14 protein-coding genes are annotated in these 15145 nt (G+C 65.2%); 5 read left to right on the top strand and 9 right to left on the bottom strand.

The window, feature by feature from the left end; all coding sequences use genetic code 11:
* Positions 1–125 precede the first annotated feature (125 nt).
* Entirely contained in the window at positions 126–950 is an 825-nt protein-coding gene (locus NVU01S_RS04375; protein WP_043665105.1) for an SAM-dependent methyltransferase, read from the top strand.
* A gap of 41 nt (positions 951–991) precedes the next feature.
* Positions 992–2248, top strand: a complete 1257-nt coding sequence (locus tag NVU01S_RS04380; protein WP_082031856.1) for an MFS transporter — start codon at positions 992–994, stop codon at positions 2246–2248.
* 43 nt (positions 2249–2291) lie between these two features.
* On the opposite strand, the gene NVU01S_RS04385 is transcribed toward NVU01S_RS04380, so the two are convergent.
* The gene (locus NVU01S_RS04385; RefSeq protein WP_043665107.1) at positions 2292–3263 is read right to left on the bottom strand and encodes an NAD(P)/FAD-dependent oxidoreductase; all 972 of its coding nucleotides are present in this window, start codon (positions 3261–3263) and stop codon (positions 2292–2294) included.
* 106 nt (positions 3264–3369) lie between these two features.
* Between NVU01S_RS04385 and NVU01S_RS04390 the strand changes: the two genes are divergently transcribed.
* The gene (locus NVU01S_RS04390; RefSeq protein ID WP_043665109.1) at positions 3370–3912 is read left to right on the top strand and encodes an EF-hand domain-containing protein; all 543 of its coding nucleotides are present in this window, start codon (positions 3370–3372) and stop codon (positions 3910–3912) included.
* Positions 3913–3915: 3 nt separating this feature from the next.
* Here the strand turns inward: NVU01S_RS04390 and NVU01S_RS04395 are convergent, their stop codons facing one another.
* The 4 genes from NVU01S_RS04395 to NVU01S_RS04410 form a co-directional block, all read right to left on the bottom strand.
* Positions 3916–5268: a cytochrome P450 gene (locus NVU01S_RS04395; protein WP_043665111.1), complete on the bottom strand. Its 1353-nt coding sequence runs from the start codon at positions 5266–5268 to the stop codon at positions 3916–3918.
* Positions 5269–5301: 33 nt separating this feature from the next.
* Entirely contained in the window at positions 5302–5841 is a 540-nt protein-coding gene (locus NVU01S_RS04400; protein ID WP_043665113.1) for an SRPBCC family protein, read from the bottom strand.
* Positions 5842–5918: 77 nt separating this feature from the next.
* Positions 5919–6407, bottom strand: coding sequence for an SRPBCC family protein (locus NVU01S_RS04405; RefSeq protein WP_029903449.1), 489 nt, complete (start codon positions 6405–6407; stop codon positions 5919–5921).
* Between the two features lie 99 nt (positions 6408–6506).
* Positions 6507–8234, bottom strand: coding sequence for an ABC transporter substrate-binding protein (locus tag NVU01S_RS04410; protein ID WP_082031861.1), 1728 nt, complete (start codon positions 8232–8234; stop codon positions 6507–6509).
* A 99-nt stretch (positions 8235–8333) separates the two neighbouring features.
* Here NVU01S_RS04410 and NVU01S_RS04415 point away from each other — a divergent pair, with 99 nt between their 5' ends.
* Both NVU01S_RS04415 and NVU01S_RS04420 read left to right on the top strand, forming a co-directional pair.
* Complete coding sequence (locus NVU01S_RS04415) at positions 8334–10046, top strand: ABC transporter substrate-binding protein (RefSeq protein WP_043665116.1); 1713 nt, start codon at positions 8334–8336, stop codon at positions 10044–10046.
* Positions 10043–11302 carry a DUF885 domain-containing protein gene (locus NVU01S_RS04420; protein ID WP_043665119.1) on the top strand — a complete coding sequence of 420 codons (1260 nt, stop codon included), beginning with the start codon at positions 10043–10045 and terminating at the stop codon, positions 11300–11302. Before NVU01S_RS04415 ends, NVU01S_RS04420 begins: the two co-directional genes overlap by 4 nt.
* Here the strand turns inward: NVU01S_RS04420 and NVU01S_RS04425 are convergent.
* The 4 genes from NVU01S_RS04425 to NVU01S_RS04440 all read right to left on the bottom strand — a co-directional run.
* Positions 11289–11927 carry an NHL repeat-containing protein gene (locus NVU01S_RS04425; protein ID WP_043665122.1) on the bottom strand — a complete coding sequence of 213 codons (639 nt, stop codon included), beginning with the start codon at positions 11925–11927 and terminating at the stop codon, positions 11289–11291. The genes NVU01S_RS04420 and NVU01S_RS04425 overlap by 14 nt on opposite strands.
* Positions 11927–12787 carry a class I SAM-dependent methyltransferase gene (locus NVU01S_RS04430; RefSeq protein ID WP_043665125.1) on the bottom strand — a complete coding sequence of 287 codons (861 nt, stop codon included), beginning with the start codon at positions 12785–12787 and terminating at the stop codon, positions 11927–11929. The genes NVU01S_RS04425 and NVU01S_RS04430 overlap by 1 nt, the downstream gene beginning before the upstream one ends.
* Before the next feature lie 141 nt (positions 12788–12928).
* Positions 12929–14131, bottom strand: a complete 1203-nt coding sequence (locus NVU01S_RS04435; protein ID WP_043665128.1) for a DUF6004 family protein — start codon at positions 14129–14131, stop codon at positions 12929–12931.
* A 204-nt stretch (positions 14132–14335) separates the two neighbouring features.
* Positions 14336–15145, bottom strand: an 810-nt coding sequence (locus NVU01S_RS04440; protein WP_156161436.1) for an AAA family ATPase, incomplete at its 5' end; no start/stop codon positions are given.

Raw genomic sequence — 15145 nt, forward strand, 5'->3', positions numbered from 1 at the left:
TTTTCCGTAGGTCGCCTTAGGTCACCTTAGGTCTCCCTGGGTCACCGCTGCGCAGCCTGCGGAAGTCGGCCGAACGCTGCGGCCCGAATCGAACAGCGGACCGGTAAGAGAACGCGGAGATCGTAATGGCCGAGAAATCATCTGACATGACCGACGAGGTCGCCGAGTACTACGACGGTGTCGGCGAGCTGGTGGAGATCGTCGGGGGGAACCTGCACCTCGGGTACTGGGATGACGACCAGGACGATACGCCGTTTCTCGAAGCCATGGGCAGGCTCACCTGGATGATCGCCGAACGACTGCCCCTGCAGCAGGGTCAGCATCTGCTCGATGTGGGTTGCGGCGTGGCCGAACCGGCGATTCGCCTGGCCGAGCGCCTCGGCATCTCGGTCACCGGGATCACCATCAGCGGTTGGGAGGTCGCGGAGGCGAGCAGGAATGTCGCGCGGGCCGGGCTGTCCGAACGAATCGCCATCACCTTGGCCGACGCCGCCGCACTTCCCTTCGCGGACGCCGAGTTCGACGCCGCCATCGCCTTCGATTCGGTGCCCAACGCCGGGGACAAGCACAAGTGGTTCGGCGAGATCCATCGCGTGCTGCGCCCCGGCAGCCGTCTCGTGTACTCGGAATACCCGCTGATCGCGGACGTGACGGCGGCGCAACGGGAGGTCCTGCGGGCGAATACCGTGCCGGATCCACCGACCACCATGCGCGAAGCGGTGGCGCCGGCGATCGCAGCGGGCTTCGAGGTGCTCGAGGAGCTCGACTGCAGTGATCGCGTGCGCCGGTTCTACCGGGCGTTCCTGCAGCGCCTGGCCGACCAACGGTCCGACTTGGCCGCGGCCTACGGCAAGGAACGGATCGATGCCTTCGAATCCGGCATGACCACGATGTTCGAACTCTGTCGCGAAAAGATCGGTTACTACCTCATTGTGTGCCGAAAGACGTAAGGTCGGCGGCACAACTATATGAACAAGGAGTGTGATCGGGCGTGTCCGAGATCCGACGGCGGCTGTTCAAAACGACTAATCGTGACGATCAAGCCCCCGCGGAACCTCGCGTCTCCAAACGCCTACCGATCGGCGTGTACGTCCTCGGGGCGAGCGTATTCGCCCTGGGCACTTCGGAATTCATCGTGTCCGGCCTGGTCGATCAGATCGCGGGTTCGCTCGACATCTCGGTGTCCCAGGTCGGCCAGCTGATCACGGCGTTCGCCATCGGCATGCTGGTCGGCGCGCCCACCATGGCCGTCCTGACGCTCGGACGGGACCGTAAGACCGTGATGGTGGCCGCCGTGGTCGTCTTCTGCATTTCCGATCTGCTGACGGTGATCCCGGTCTTCCCCGTCATGTTCGCGATGCGGCTGATCGCGGCCGTGGCCTGTGCGACCGCGCTGACCGTCGCCCAGGTGATGGCCGTCGCGCTAGCCGGTCCCGGCCGGATGCCGCAGGCGATCGCGGTGATCCTCGGCGGTATGACGCTGGCGAACGTGGCGGGCGTACCGCTCGGCAGCCTGGTCGGCGCGGTGTTCAGCTGGCAGGTCATCTTCGTGCTGATCGGCGTGATGAGCGCGGTGGGCGCCCTGCTCGTCACGATCTTCGTACCCCGGCTGCCGCGCGACCGCGGCCCCGAGGTCGGGCTGGGCACCCTGGTCGCGCGCGAACTGCGATCGCTGGTGCAGACCCGGGTCTTCGTCGCCCTCGCCACCACGGTGCTGTTCGAGACCGCACTGTTCAGCGTGTACGCCTACATCCAGCCGATCCTCACCGACGCCAGCGGTATCAGCGTGCATCAGGCGCCGATCGTGCTGTTCCTGTTCGGTGTCGGGTTGTTCGTCGGCAACACCCTCGGCGGCCGGCTGGCGCAGTGGTCGGCCATGAAGAACGTCATCGGCAGTCTGGTGGCGATGATCGTCATGATGGTGGTGCTGCGGACCGTCGTGCACCACAGCATCGCGGCGGCCGCGGCGATCACCGTGCTCGGCGTGTGCGCGTTCTCGATGACCGCCGCGCTCAGCTCCCGGGTGATCGGTTTCGCGGTCGGAGCGCCGACGCTGGCGGTCGCAATTGTCATGTCCGCCTTCAACATCGGCAACGCGATCGGCCCGGCGATCGGCGGCGTCGTCATCGCGCACCGGGCGATCGAGGACGTCATCTGGGTCGGCGTGATCGTCGCGACGCTCGCGCTGGCCACCGCGTTCGTCTCCGTCGCCATCGAACGCCGGCATGCGCTCGCACCGGCCCCGTGAGGACGACCGGCGTCGGCGGCCGCGACCGCCGACGCCGGGTCGGCTACCGCGAGCCGGCAGCGGCCCGCCGGGAGTCGACGGCGCCGCGCACCTCCGCCGAGATCAGGTCGTCGATGATCGCGACGGCGACCTCGGCGCCCATCGCCGCGGCGCCGATCAGCTGTTTGGCCGGATCGGCGACATTGCCCGCGGCCCACACCCCCGGCACGGCGGTGCGGCCGGCGGCGTCGACGGCGATGTGGTCGCCGATGCCGCTCGGGTGCGCGGTCGGGGTGAGTCCGAGCGGAGCGAGCAGGTCGGCGCGCGCGGAGAAGCGCGGGCCGCACACGAGCGCCTGCAATTCGACGATCTCACCGGTCCGCAACCGGACTCCGGTCAGGTGATCATCGCTGACCTGCACCGCTTCCACCTCGCCGGGAATGATCTCGATATCGCGCGCGGCCAACTGCTCGACCTCGGCCTCGGTCAGCGCGGGTCCGGTGTGCGACAGGAAACGGAGCCGCGGCGACCACTGCCGGAACAGCATGGCCTGGTGCATGGACATGGCCGTGGTGGACAGCACGCCGATGACCTGATCCCGCACCTCCCAGCCGTGACAGAAGGGGCAGTGCAACACATCCCGGCCCCACCGCTCGGCAAGTCCCGGCAGCTCGGGCAGATCATCGGTGAGTCCGGTCGCGACGAGCAGGCGGCGGCCGCGAATGCTGCCGGAATCGGCGACGTCCACGCCGAAACCCCCATCTACGGCCGATACGGCCGTCACCTCGCCGGTGACGAACTCGACGCCGTATCCCGCCACCTCCGCGCGACCCGCCACCAGCAACTCCCCCGGTGCCACACCGTCCCGGCTCAGGAACCCGTGCATGTGCGCGGCGGGGGCGTTGCGCGGCAGGCCGCTGTCCACCACCACGACCGAATATCGCGCCCGGGCCAGCATCAATGCGGCATTCAAGCCCGCCGCGCCACCACCGACGATCACTACATCGCAGTGATATCCGGATTCTCCGATCGTCACTCCAGCCTCCCGTAGTCAGATAGGTATACAAGATGATAGCATTTGTGGGTTGATCGAGTATCGACAGCATTCCCACTATCCGGTTCGAATACACGGAGATTTCGCGATGACCAGTGCACTGAGAACGACCAAACTCCGCAAATTGTTCAGCGCCTATGATGTCGACCAAGACGGTGTCATGGACGAACTGGATGTCACGGCACTGGCCCAAATGTGGTGCGACACATACGATCTGCCACCACGATCGGCGGACTGGAGCAGCATTCACCGGCAGGCCCACCGTATGTTCCGGGATATGCCCGGATCGCTGGATGCCGAGGGCGACAAAAAGGTGACCATCGAGGAATGGGTGGCCTGGGGCGACGATCCGGAATTCCAGAAATTCGTCGAGAATTCCGCGATACCGTTCAGCATGGCGGTATTCGCCGCCGCGGACAAGGACCGCGACGGACGAATCAACGCGCAGGAAATGATGGCCGCCCAGATCAAAGGCGGGATGTCCGAAGAGGAAACGAACAAGGCATTCGCCCTGTTGGACGCCGATGGTGACGGTTACGTCACCACCGACGAATACGTGCAAGCCTCCAGAGAATTCTATTTGAGCGACGACCCGGCCGCCCGGGGAAATCACATCGCCGGCGAACTGTAGGTCCTAGGCCGTGGCGGCGGACCTGCGGTGCACCGTCATCGGAAGAGCGTCCACCGGCATCGTGACAGCCGGTTTAGGCCGGGGCTGGTGCCCCGGCACGGACGCCAGCCGCCAACGCCCCGTGATCGTCGCGAGCACGATGATCAGCTCGGTCCAGGAGAACGTCTCACCGATACAACCGTGCACGCCCGCACCGAACGGCATGAACGCGTTGCGCTGCGTCGCGGTCAGCCGCTCGGGCAACCACCGGTCGGGATCGAACCGCTCCGGCTCGGCGAAGATTCCGGGATTGTGCATGAGCGCGTAGAAGCTGTAGAGGATCGCCTCGTTACCCGGTATGCGGTAGCCGCCGAGTTCGGTGTCCTCGGTCGTCATCCGGGTCTGGAAAAACCCTTGCGTGCGCAGGCGCAACGTTTCGGTGAGCACCCGGCGGGTGTATTCCAAGCGGGCGACATCGTCGAATTCCGCGGCCCGGCCGGCGAGCACGCTGTCCACTTCCTCGTGGAGCTGCTTCTCGACCTCCGGATGGCTGGCGATCTCGTGACAGGCCCACGCCAAGGTATTGCTGATGGTGTTGCTACCGGCGATGAAGAAGGTCAGCACCTCGTCGTGGATCTGCTGATCGCTCATGCTCGGGCTGCCGTCCTCGTCGCGCGCGAGCAACATCATCGACAGCAGGTCGCCGCGATCCTCGCCGCTGGCCCGATACTCCCGGATCGTTTCGTGAATGGTCCGCCGCAGATAGTCTTCCGACTCCCGGTAGCGGCGATTCGCCGCGGTCGGCAGCTTCGTCAGCACGCCGGTGGTGTCCGCGATGCGCCGGAACAGCCCGCCGAGCACCACACCGGTGGCGTCCATGAACCGGCGCTGATCCAGCGTGGTGCCCGGCGCGAAGATCACCTGGGTCACATTCGCCAGGGCGAGTTCGTCCATGTCCCGCTCGATCCGCCGGGTTTCGCCGTCGGACCAGCCATCGATCCGCGCCGCGACCAATTCACTGATGAGCGTGCAGTAGTGGATGATCCGCGTGCGATGGAACGCGGGCTGCAGCAGCCGGCGCTGGCGCCGATGAAAAGCGCCGTCGGAGATCCCGAGGCCGTTGCCGAACATGACCCGGAACCGTTCGGTGATCGGGCCGCCCCTGGCGAAGATCTCCGGTGCGCGCATGACCTGTCGCATGAGGTCGGCGTCGTTGACGACATACATCGGCCTGCGGCCGAGCCGGATCATGGTCACCGGGTCGCCGGACTGCAAGGAGAGCAGCAGTTGACCCGGATTTCGCTTCATCTCCAGCCCGTGGCCGAGCAGCGGCAGTCCGCCGGGAGTGATGGTCGGCTGTCGGGAAATAGTGGTCATCGGTTCGCCACTTTCTGAATCGATCCGCGTGGGCTATTCGTCGCCGCGAATGGCATGCGCGGCCGACGGTGTGGCGGCGAGAACCGTGCCGGTCTCCAGCAGCGCCTTCAGATTGTTCATCAGTCCCGGCCAGCCGCCGCTGCCCGGGAGTTGGCCGCTGATCGCCTGGTACATGACGCTGCCGGGTTCGAAGCCGTCGTGGGTCACCGTCAGCCGGACCGCGCCGGCGCCGTCGGGTGCGATCTCGAAGGTGACCATCGTGCGCGGTTCCTTCATGTACTCGGCGAGTTCGGCGTCCGACCAGCCGAAGAGCATGGCGTGCGCGGGTTGCAGCAGGTGCCAGCTATAGGAGAGGACGCGATAGGGGTCGGCCGCCAGCACGACCTGCCCCAGATCCTGGGGCTCTTCCTCGGGCATGTTCTGCCATTTCACCGGCGAGCCGACCCGCCAGTCCGAATGCATGGCGACGCCGAACCAATATCGACGGGTGAATTCCGGCTGGGTCAACGCCGCCCACAGCTGCTCCGGTGTCGTCGCGATGCGTGTCGTGTAGGTGAATTCCATGATGCTCATCCTCATTCACTGTGTGATTTCCACACCGCATCGCGACGCCACCCGTCAGCCGAGTTACCGCAGCTGTGAATTAACGATCAGTGCCGTTGCAGATTCGGTGGATTCTCGTCCTGCACCAACCGAAGTGTCACGTCGTGTTCGAGGGCCGCTTTCAACGCGGCGATCAAATAGGCGAATCCGGCCGTGGAATCCCGGACGCCGTCGACCTGAGCTTGGAGATCGCCGCCGTAACCGGTTTCGGTGATATGCAGATACGTGGTGTCGTTCTCATACGGTATCAAGGTGAATTCTACCGTAGTCGGCTCCTCGGGATTGTAATTATCCCAAGTGAATTGGATTTTGCTGTCGGTGTCGAACTTCTGGACCCGAATCGTGCGGGCGACGCCGTACATTTCCCATTCCCAGGTGAGTTCGGCGCCCTCGGCCATGCGGCCGCTGCTCTTCGTGTACCAGAATTTGGACGTTATCGACGGGTCGGCCAGGGCCTCGAAGACGTCGTGCGGTGGCCGCCGGATGAGCATGCCCAGATCCACGGACGGCGGTTCGATCGGTTGCGATGCAACCATGGTGCCTCCTCTACGTTGATGAGATTCGGTAAAGCTTTCGATAGTAGTTCGGACACACAGTAACGGTGGATGGGCGTTACCGTGGGCCGTTCCAGCATGTCAACGGCTCTTTCCCGCGAGGCTCTTTCCCGCGAGCCACAGGTTGGTGAGATCGCCGTTGAGCACCGGGTAGGGCAGCCAGTTCCGGACGGTCGTGGCGTGGAACCAGTACTGGTGCGCGAAGAGCACCGGCACCACCGCCGCATCGTGCAGCACCTCGGCCTCCATCCGGCGGAAGAGCTCGGCGGCGCGCGTCTCGTCCGCCGAGGTGAGCGCGGCGCCGAGCAACTCGTTGACCTTCGCACTGCGATAGCGGCCGAAGTTCGAACCCCAGTCACCGCCCTCGACCACACCACGGCTGTCGAACAGAGGCTGCAGATAGGTGCGCGCGTTGTTGCCGTACCAATCCGGTTCCCAGCCGGTGAGGGCGATATCCCAGCTCGTACGCGTGACCGACGACGAAAAGTAGTCGGAGAACAGTTCATTGATCGAGACGCCGACCAACTCGACGCGGATTCCGGCCCGCGCCATCGCCGCCTTGACCACCTCGGCCGTTTCGGGATGGATGTCGCGGTCGCGGAATATCAATCGCAGTGTCAGCCCGTCCGGATAACCCGCGTCGGCGAGCAGCCGCCTGGCCAGTTCCGGATCACCGCGGCCGCCTTCGGTCCCGTACGGACGAAATTCCCGGTGCGCGGTGCACAGCGGCGGCAGGATCTGGTCGGCGATATCGTTCAGGCTCGGCCCGCCCCACACTCGCGACACCGCGGCCTTGTCCACCGCGTACTGCAGTGCGACGCGCACCGCGCGGGCGGTCATGACGGGACTGGAAAAGTTGACCACGATATAGGGACTGAACAATCCGGCGGGGTATACCTCCAGCCGTGGATCAGCGCTGCCGAGCAGCTGCGGGAGTTCCTCGGTGAGCGGCTGAATGTCCCACAGCATTTCGGCCGCGCCGGTGGCGACCAGTTCATGGGCCGCGCGCTCCGACATTCCCTCGCGCACGACGATGGTGTCGACGTAGGCGGCACGCAGCCGATCGGATTCCGGTTCCCAGGCGGGATTCCGCTCCAGCACGATCTGTTCTCCCGGAACGTAATTCACCACCTGGTACGGACCGTTGGAGGCGAGCACCCGGTTGAACTCGGGACTGCCGGGGACGAAATCCAGGTACTCCACCGGCGCGGGCGTGGCGAACGGCAACGCGAGCATGTTCAAGAAGTCCGAGGACGGATGCCGGGTGGTGAAGAATATCTCGCGGTCTCCTTGCGCCCGGACACCTTTGATCTCCGTGTGTTCGAGCCGAGCGGCGACGGACTCGGCCGGCGCGCCCGCCACGGCGTCCCGGAACTCGCGCATGCCCTCGATCGTGCTCAGGTAGTAGGCCAGGCCGGGGCTGCTCGCGAGCGGATGGGCCAGTCGCTTGATCCCGCGCACGATATCGCCCGCGACCAGTGGGCGGATGCCCCGAGGCGTATTCCACCGCAGGCCTTCGGTGAGGGTGAACCGGTATTGCGTTCCGCCGGCGCTGATCCGGCCGTTCGCCACGGTCGGCACCTCGGTCGCCAGGTCCGCGACGATCTTTCCGGCCTCCTCGCGGTTGCGGCTCGCGACGCAGCCGACCAGTTGCCGCGTGTAGCCGCGCACTATCCCGCGGGTAGCCGTGTGATATGCCAGCGCGGGGTCGAGATAGTCGACGTCGCCGGCGCCGACCAGGGTGAGCGTGCCGCCGCGGCGGGGCGCCCGGGGCTCCGCGGAGCCTGCTCGCGTGGTTGTTTCCCGCACTGCCGCACCACCTTTCCGCATTCGCCCCAAAGTATACTTCTATTACATATAGTGATCTAGAGGATCTTTCGGCACGGTTCGGACCAGGAGGTCGGAGCAATGAACGGTGATCAGCCAAAGTACGGCGGCACCCTGCGCCTGTACGGGCCGGGAAGCATGGACCACGTGGATCCGGCGAGCTCCTACTACATGCTGTCCGGGCAGATCATCAGGCTGTTCACCCGCCAGCTGTTCACCTATCGCCCGGTCGCGCACCTGCACGACTGGAATCAGGTGACGCCGGTGCCCGATGTCGCGCTGGAGATTCCCACGGTCGACAACGGCGGCCTCAGCCGTGACCACCTGACGTATACCGTGCACCTGCGCCCGGATGTCCTGTGGGACACCACTCCCCCGCGCGAGGTGACCGCACACGACTTCGTGCGCGGGTTCAAACGCATGTGCAACCCCGTGCTCCGGGCCGGTGCGATCCACTACTACACCAGCACCATCAAGGGAGTGGCCGAATACTGCGACGACTACGCCGCCGCAGTACCCGATCGGAACCCGGCGCCCGCCGAGCTCGCCCGCTTCCAGAACTCGCGCGATATCCCGGGGATCACCGCGGTCGACGATCGCACCCTGGTATTCGAATTGATCCGCCCCGCCCTCGACTTCATCCACATCATCTCGATGATGTTCGCGTCACCGGCCCCGGTGGAATACGACGACTTCGTCCCCGACAGTCCGGAGTTCCGGCGCAACGTCAGGTCGCTGGGCCCCTACCGGCTGACCCACTACAGCCATGGCAAGCACCTGCGCATGGCCCGAAACCCGGTGTGGCAGCAGGACACCGATCCGGTGCGGCACCAGTATCTGGACGGTGTCGAGGTGGTCATGGAGAAGGCGACGCCGCAGCAGGTCGGGCAGCGGATCAGGGCCGGGCACGCGGACCTGTCCTGGGCGTCGCCGGTCACCGAGACCTATGACGAGAACCCCACCGATCCGGGCAACAACCTCGGTTACGCGCTGAACCCCTACCTCGTGTTCAACACGGTCAGCCCGAACGCCGCCGGCGCCATGGGCAAACCCGAAGTGCGCCAAGCGATCTCCTATGCGATCGACAAGACGGTGATGGTGCGCATCTTCGACGAGCTGAGCGTCGGCACGGTGATGTGGCCCGCCCGCTCCGCGATTCCGCCGGGCAACTACGGCTACGAGGACTTCGATCTCTACGCGACGCCGGGCGACCGCGGCGATCCGGAGAAGGCGCGGGCACTCCTGGCCGCCGCGGGCTATCCGGACGGCCTGACGCTGACCATCGCGCATCGCGATGTCGACGCGAACCCCGAAGTCGCTGCCGCGGTGGCGATCGACCTCGCCAAGATCGGCATCACACTGCGTGTCGTCGCCCTGGGACACACCGACTTCTACCCTTTCCTCCGGGATCCGGCCAATGCGCGCGCGGGCGCATGGGATATCTCCACCCCGGCCTGGACACCGGACTGGTTCGGCAACAACGGACGCGCCTTCTTGCAACCGATGTTGCAGACCAACGAGATTCGCGGCACCGGCAACTACGGGTGCTACAGCAACCCGGAGGTCGATCGCATGATCGACGAGGCGCTCTCGGCGACCGATCCGGCCCACGCGCACGCGGCCTGGCACGCGGTGGATCTACAGGTGATGAAAGACGCGGCCATCGTGCCGATCCTGGTGCACGCGCCGACCATCCCGCACATCAAAGGGGCGCGGGTACGCAACGCGATCGCCATGCCCACCATCGATCGCTGGTTCGACCTGTCCAACCTCTGGCTCGACCCCGCCGAATGAGCGTCCCCGGATCCGAGCGCCTGGCCTACGAGCCCGTAGTCCGCGAATACCTGCTGCTGGGGCTGCGTCTGGGGAAACTGATCGACGGTTTCGTGGACTGCTGGTTCGGCGATCCGCGACTCTCGGCGCGGGTCGCGGACGAACCACCGGCCGCCCCAGCCGATCTGGCTCGGCAGGCGGCCCGGCTGCGTACCGAACTCGCCGACTCGGGGCTGGCCGACGCGCGGCAGCGGTATCTGTCGGCGCAACTCACGGCGCTGGAGTGCGTGGGAAAACGACTGTCCGGCACGGACATACCGTTCCAGGACGAAATTCGTCAGTACTTCGACGTCGAGATCACCCTCGGCGATCCGGCGTGCTACGCCGACGCACACGAGGCGATCGCCGAGTTGCTACCGGGCAGTGGCGGATTGCGGGAGCGGCTCGACGCGTACTACGAGCGCAATCGCATTCCACCGGACCGCTTACAGCAAGCCGCACAGGCTGTTTCCGACGAACTGCGGGGGCTCACCCGACCGCTGTTCGGCCTGCCGGCCGGCGAACGCGTCGACTACGAGGTGGTGCACGGCAAGCCCTGGAACGCCTTCAACCGGTATCTGGGCGGTTTCCGCTCGAAGGTCGCGCTCAACGACGAGGCCGGGCGCGCGATCGCGGCCCTGCCGATCCTGGTGACCCACGAATCCTATCCCGGCCATCACACGGATCACTGTCTCAAGGAGGCCGGGCTGGTGCGCGAGCACGGACACGGCGAGCAACTCATCGCACTGGTGAACACGCCGCAGTGCCTGATCTCGGAAGGCACCGCCGAACTCGCGCACGTAGCGGTCCTGGGCGCGGGCTGGGGCGAATGGACGGCGCAAATCCTTGCCGCGGAAGGGATTTTCAGCGACGGTGAACTGGTCGAGCGCGTGCGGACCCATCTGCAGCGGCTGTTCGCGGCTCGCCAGGACGCGGCGATCATGCTGCACGACCGGGGCGCCACGGTCGACGACGTCACCGACTACCTCGAGCGGTGGTTGTTGCTGCCGCGCGACCGAGCCCAGCACATGGTGCGTTTCCTGACCGACCCGCTGTGGCGGGCGTACACGGTCACCTACATCGAGGGCGCACGGCTGGTCGGCGCCTGGCTGGCCGCCGGGCCGGCGGATCAGCCGGTCGCCGAACGCTATCGGAGCCTGCTGCGAGAACCGTTGCTGCCCTGCGACCTACAGCGCGATCTGGACGCGACGAAGGCGAAACCTGCTATCCGGCGCTGATGCCGGGCACCATGATCGCCCGCAGCTGCAAAGTGGTGTGGTCGCAATACCAGATCCGGCTGCCGTCCCAGGTCAGTCCGGTCGGATTGCCCGCGACATGGTAGGAAGCGACCTCGCGCCGGCTCACCAGGCTGACCAGATTGATCATGGCGTTCTTGTAGTCGGCGTAGGCGAGGTAGTCGTCGGAGACGGTGACGCCCGCGGGCTTGGCGTGCACCGGAATGGTGTCGACCAACTGCAGACCGTCTGGCGTGCGCAGATCGATCGCCTTCCGATTCTCGTAGCCGAGCCACACCCCGTGCTGGGCCGCCTCGATCCCGGACAACCCTTCGCCCGGACGGGGATTCGGCAACTCCGCGACCGTATCCGCGGTCGCCGGATCGATCACGCGCAAGGCACGCTCGTCACCGACGACCTGGATCAGATGGCCACCCATCGTGGTCAGGTCGGAGCGGACTGCCGCACAGGGGATTCGGTGTTCGACCGCGCCCGTCGCCGGGTCGATCGCGATGATCTGGTTGAGCACGCCTTCGGAGAACCAGAGCAGATCCCCCGACCAGGTCAGGCCGCACAGCTTCAACGCTCGTACCGGGATGTCGCGCACAGTTCCGACGGAAATCGGCATCAGCCCTGACCTCCCCGAGCGATCGTGCAGTCCAGCCGCCATTCGGTGACCACCCTGGACCGGGCCGAGCCGGACGGCCGATGCACCGTCGCCTGGATGGCATCGCCGGCGCGCACCGGCGTGTGCCGTAGCGGCCAGATCCACACCGCCCAGTTACATCCTTGGTACGAAGGGAAATTCGACAGGGAGACGCCCTCGATCAGGTCGGCGGTGAAGAACCCCATGACGGCGTGCAAGCTGCCGGACCGTGCGATGGGCAGCCGCACCCGGTCCGCGATCGGCACGGGCTCGCTGAGCAGCCGCGGCGCACGCTGGAAGAAGTGCAGCTGGGCGCGTGGCTCGGCGAAATCCTGCACGGCGTCCAGCCGGAAGCCGTGAAAGTCCTGTCCCCACATCCCCCAGCCCTCGTCATCGAATTCGATGGCGGCCAGGGTGGTGGTCAACTCGCGCGGAATGATCCGGCCGTTCGGCGCCAGGTTCTTACGAGCGACACTGTCCAGCACGCGCATCATGTTCTCTTCCGGGCCGAGATTGCCCATCATCTCCGAGACGATGACGTCGGCCTTGCGCGGCAGCCGGACCGCCCGCGCGTCACCCTGGATCAGGGTGAGCTGTTCTTTCAGATCGTTGGTCGCGATGATGCGTTCGGCCACCGCCGCCATATCCGGGTCCGCCTCGATCGCGTACACGTGCTCGGCGCCGTGTTTCAGCGCCAGCAGCGACAGCGCCAAAGTGCCTGCGCCGACGTCGATCACGATCGAGCCGGGCGCGACGACCTGTGCGAGCGCCTGCTCGTAGGCAGTCATCCGGGGCCGATCGGAGAGCATCACCTGGTGCATGAGAAGGGTCAACGGGTCCACAGTGCCTGCCTCCGGTCGTGGACGCTGGTCCCTCCCGACAACGCGGTGAGGGACCAGCAAGGCTGAACTATCGCTATTGATAACTCAAGGGAACTCACCCGAGCGGCCCGCGTCAAGCAAAGACCGCTCGGGAAAGCCCGCCTATACGTTGACGGCCGCGTGCTCGCCGACAAACGAATCCCGCATGACCAGGTTGATGCCCGTCAGCCTGGCCTTGACCTCGTCCTCCGTGGTGACCAGCGCGGTGTCCGTGCCGTTCATCTGGAGTTCGGTGCCCGTGGCCTCCATGCTCGACAGCTTGCCGAACACATGCACCGGGTTCGTCGCGTACAGCGTCACGTCGGGCGTGACCAGCTCGAACTCGGTGTCGATGTGCAGCTCGCTGGGGTAGCGGATGCGGCTCAGGCTGTCTTCGCTGCCTTCGCCGAGCGTGCCACCGGACACCCGCGGGAAGCTGACGCGCAGCATCACGCGGCCGCCGAGCGCGGCGCAGTGGCCGGAGATCGCGATGCGCGAGATCTGTGCCAGCACGCCGGCACCCTCGTCGTGCTTCTCCGGTCCGAACAGCAGGATTTCCGTGCCTGCGGCGTTCTTGTAGTCACCGGCCAGGTCGACGGTCACTTCCTTACCGCCCACCTCCAGCTTGGCCTGGCCCTCCAACGACACCTGCATGATCATCGACGGATCGACCAGCATGGAGATGCAGGGTCCGGCGCTGGGCATGAAGAACATGCTCGGCGTGATGCCTACCGGCTCGTTCTCGTCGTTGGCGGGGTACCAGGCCTCGGGCAAGGTGGTGCCCCGGACCACGTTGGGCCCGACGATCACATCGAACGGTCCGTCACCGCGCGGCTTGCCGAGGTACGGGCCGGTCAGTGGCTTCTTGAACGGCGGGATGTGGTCGACGACCCCGTAGATGTCGATCACGTTGCGGTGTGCCAGGCGCAACGTGCTGGACTCCAGGATGCCGAACCGGCGAATGTTGAACTCCGCGGGGAAGTTCTTGCCGGGCGTGATCTGCCGTACGTGACCGGTATTGGGCAGGAACGGGTTGGACAGCACCTGGATGCGGTCGTCCAACTCGTAGCTGAAGCCCTTGATACCGACCTCGGGCGCCGAGATCAACTCGGTCTGGAACTCCGCGTATCCCCTTTCGTCGACGCGGTGCTCGAACCCGGGCATCGGCCATTTGTTCAGTTGAACGAAACCGGAGAGATTGATGGTCTCTTTCCGTGCCGCGTAGTAGTCCTCGCCGAAGGCCACGGTAGCGGCGGCGAGGATGTGCGGACGGATCGGCTTCGGTTCTAAGTTCAGCGATTCGTACGTCTCTTTGATGGCGCTCAATCCAGACACCTCCAGCGTCTGCGGTACTAGTTGGAACGATCCTCATTAACTATATGTTTTTTAACTTATCTAGGTCAATGATATGAGCACAATCAAAAGGCGAAGTATCAAGATTAATTTCCGGACCCCCCTGGATCAGCGCTGACAAATTGCATGCCGAAGCCGCACAACACGTTGTGTGTTGCGCGGCGGATTACAGCGGAATCAGGTCAGCGAAATCTCCCGGCTGTCAACTCGAAATACCAAGCTCGCGGTTTCCGCGCCGTCGGGATCGGCGACACGGTCCCAGCCTTCGACATCGACGATGACGGTCTGGCCGGGGCCGATCTCGCCGAAGAGGATCTTCTCCGAGAGCGCATCTTCGACCTCGCGCTGGATGGTGCGCCGCAGCGGCCGGGCGCCCAGTACCTGATCGAATCCACGTTTGGCCAGTAAGGCTTTCCCCTGCTCGGTGAGCTCGATTTTCATGTCCTTGTTCTTCAGTTGCTTGGCGACGCGGCCGATCATCAGGTCCACCATTTGCACGATCTGGTCGGTGGTGAGCTGGTGGAAGACGATGACGTCGTCGATGCGGTTGAGGAACTCGGGGCGGAAGTGTTTCTTGAGTTCGTCGTTGACCTTGAGTTTCATCCGCTCGTAGTTCGAGCCCTCGGCGTTGGACTGGGTGAAGCCCAACCCGACCGCCTTGGAGATATCGGAGGTACCCAGGTTCGAGGTGAAGATCAGCACGGTGTTCTTGAAATCGACCGTGCGACCCTGACCATCGGTGAGCCGGCCGTCTTCGAGGACCTGCAACAGGGTGTTGTAGATCTCCTGATGCGCCTTTTCGATCTCGTCGAACAACACCACCGAGAACGGCTTACGCCGCACCTTCTCGGTGAGCTGACCACCCTCCTCGTACCCGACATAGCCAGGAGGAGCACCGAACAGCCGAGACGCGGTGAACCGGTCATGGAACTCGCCCATATCGATCTGGATCAACGCGTCGTCGTCACCGAACAAGAAGTTCGCCAG

Source organism: Nocardia vulneris, from assembly GCF_001613425.1.
In the GTDB taxonomy this organism is placed as follows: domain Bacteria; phylum Actinomycetota; class Actinomycetes; order Mycobacteriales; family Mycobacteriaceae; genus Nocardia; species Nocardia vulneris.

What these genes read in the sequence shown, in the direction of transcription:
- NVU01S_RS04375 (WP_043665105.1), top strand. Translation starts at nt 126, where the DNA reads ATGGCCGAGAAATCATCTGACATGACCGACGAGGTCGCCGAGTACTAC.
- NVU01S_RS04390 (WP_043665109.1), top strand. Translation starts at nt 3,370, where the DNA reads ATGACCAGTGCACTGAGAACGACCAAACTCCGCAAATTGTTCAGCGCC.
- NVU01S_RS04395 (WP_043665111.1), bottom strand. Translation starts at nt 5,268, where the DNA reads ATGACCACTATTTCCCGACAGCCGACCATCACTCCCGGCGGACTGCCG.
- NVU01S_RS04400 (WP_043665113.1), bottom strand. Translation starts at nt 5,841, where the DNA reads ATGAGCATCATGGAATTCACCTACACGACACGCATCGCGACGACACCG.
- NVU01S_RS04405 (WP_029903449.1), bottom strand. Translation starts at nt 6,407, where the DNA reads ATGGTTGCATCGCAACCGATCGAACCGCCGTCCGTGGATCTGGGCATG.
- NVU01S_RS04415 (WP_043665116.1), top strand. Translation starts at nt 8,334, where the DNA reads ATGAACGGTGATCAGCCAAAGTACGGCGGCACCCTGCGCCTGTACGGG.
- NVU01S_RS04420 (WP_043665119.1), top strand. Translation starts at nt 10,043, where the DNA reads ATGAGCGTCCCCGGATCCGAGCGCCTGGCCTACGAGCCCGTAGTCCGC.
- NVU01S_RS04425 (WP_043665122.1), bottom strand. Translation starts at nt 11,927, where the DNA reads ATGCCGATTTCCGTCGGAACTGTGCGCGACATCCCGGTACGAGCGTTG.